This window comes from Coleofasciculus sp. H7-2 (assembly GCF_042747725.1).
Taxonomy (GTDB): Bacteria; Cyanobacteriota; Cyanobacteriia; order Cyanobacteriales; family FACHB-T130; genus FACHB-T130.
On the sequence record NZ_JBHZGO010000022.1, the window covers coordinates 1 to 2,015 of the forward strand.

General features: G+C 53.5%; 2 protein-coding genes and 1 pseudogene. All 3 read left to right on the plus strand.

Annotated features, from left to right (window positions below; all coding sequences use genetic code 11):
- The first annotated feature begins 322 nt into the window (after positions 1-322).
- The gene (locus tag ACFW2W_RS03735) at positions 323-1,243 is read left to right on the plus strand and encodes an NAD(P)-dependent alcohol dehydrogenase (protein ID WP_378173498.1); all 921 of its coding nucleotides are present in this window, start codon (positions 323-325) and stop codon (positions 1,241-1,243) included.
- Positions 1,240-1,338: pseudogene (locus ACFW2W_RS03740) on the plus strand (NAD(P)-dependent alcohol dehydrogenase); the annotation flags it as partial. The gene ACFW2W_RS03735 and the pseudogene ACFW2W_RS03740, both read left to right, overlap by 4 nt.
- Before the next feature lie 237 nt (positions 1,339-1,575).
- Positions 1,576-2,015 (plus strand): TetR/AcrR family transcriptional regulator (locus tag ACFW2W_RS03745; protein ID WP_378173501.1); only part of this gene is annotated, 440 nt, incomplete at its 3' end.

Here is a 2,015-nt window from a genome sequence, read left to right on the forward strand (position 1 = left end):
TTTTGGCGGACAGGCCCGAGAGGTGCCGCTTTGTCCAAGACGTCCATCAGAGCCAGTGTCTGTCGCAAAATCGCTGCTCACAATTTGGCCTGGTTCCTAACCCACTAATCCCCTAGCACTCGAGGTTGAAAACCTTATGCAGTGTTGCTACTTTGGCTGAAGGGCTTACGCAGCGAACGAGCCGTTACACGTTACAAGCAACGAAGCGTTATCCTTCATTCAAAAGACTCCTGACCCTTACTCTTGCGGTTCGAGACATGTGTGTAGTTGTAGCGAGCTAAATGCAAAATAACCGGATCAAAGCAATCTTGGAGGAACACCGATGAAAGCGATGGTCTACACGGAGTACGGCTCACCGGAGGTTCTTCGGCTCACAGAGGTAGCCAAACCCACGCCCAAGGATAATGAAGTGTTGGTAAAAGTATATGCGACGACAGTGACAGCAGGCGACTGTAGAATGCGAAGTTTTACAGTTCCTCGCTGGCAATGGCTTTTCGCGCGATTATACTTGGGCCTTAGAAAACCGAAAAGAACCATCCTAGGGATGGAGCTAGCAGGGGAAATCGAAGCCGTAGGCAAAGATGTAAACCTGTTTAAAAAAGGTGACCAGGTTTTTGCATCTACCTTCGGAGTGAATTTCGGTGCGTACGCCGAGTACAAATGTCTGCCCGAGGATGGGGTGGTGGCCATTAAACCGGCCAATATGACCTTCGAGGAAGCTGCCGCCGTTCCTGTCGGGGGACGTACGGCGTTGTATATCCTTAGGGAGGCAAATATCCAGGGCGGACAAAAAGTTTTGATCTACGGAGCTTCAGGAAGTGTGGGCACGTTTGCGGTGCAGCTTGCCAAGCACTTTGGGGCAGAAGTGACCGGGGTATGCAGCACCACGAATGTGGAGCTGGTGAAGTCTCTGGGCGCTGACAAGGTCATTGATTACACAAAGGATGATTTTACCCAAAGCGGTCAGACCTATGACGTCATTTTTGACGCGGTAGGCAAGCTTTCGTCTTTACGAGGCAAAAAGTCTCTAAAGAAGACGGGGACCTATCTCAACGTCCTGACGTCATCAAGCGCCGAGAAGGTTGAAGATCTGGTCTTCCTGAAAGAGCTTATCGAAGCGGGAAAGATAAAAACAATCATCGACAGGCGCTATCCGCTGGAGCAGACTGCTGAGGCTCACAGGTATGTTGATAAAGGACATAAGAAGGGGAATGTCGTCATCACCGTGGAGGAATACTCATGAAAGCCGTCGTGTACACGAGATACGGTTCGCCCGATGTGCTTCAGCTCGAAGAGGTAGCCAAACCCACGCCCAAGCACGATGAGGTTTTGATCAAGGCGTGTTTTGAAACACCAAGGCGTTCTCTCGGAGGTCACAAGGGGCAGCGCGCTCGCATCCACTGCCTTCTTCATCTCAACGTTGGCCATCCGGACGCCTGTAATCAGCTTCGAGACAGCCGAAGTCTTATGCCGAAGTTGAGCGAGACGACAGCGCGGGCAGTAATAAGATGTGCTTCTGCACTTGCTTTCAAGCTATAGCTTGACACCTGCGATTAGTGAGTGTACACTAACCGCATGCCGCAAGGTGCTACACCACGACGTATCGGGGCCGACGAGCGCAGGGAGGCGGTCATCGAAGCGGCCATCGCGGAGTTCGCTCAGCACGGCCTTCACGGCAGCTCAACGGAGCGGATCGCAAGGCAGGTAGGTATCTCACAGCCATACATCTTCAAGCTGTTCGGAACCAAGAAAGAGCTCTTTCTTGTGAGCGCCCTGCGGGTCTGCGACCGGGTTCAAGACACCTTTCAGGACGCGCTCGTGGCGAACACAGGGTGCCCACTCGAGGCGATGGGAACGGCCTACGTCGGGTTGCTCGAGCGCCGCGACGAACTGCTCGTGCTGCTCCACAGCTTTGCGGCGTCCGCCGACGACGAGGTGCGGGTAAAGGTGCGCAAACGCTATGCGGAGCTTTATGCCTTCGTTAAGCACGCTTCCAACGCCCCGGACGCTGAGGT

Excerpts from the sequence above, each read along its gene's own strand:
- ACFW2W_RS03735 (WP_378173498.1), top strand. The coding sequence starts at position 323 with ATGAAAGCGATGGTCTACACGGAGTACGGCTCACCGGAGGTTCTTCGG.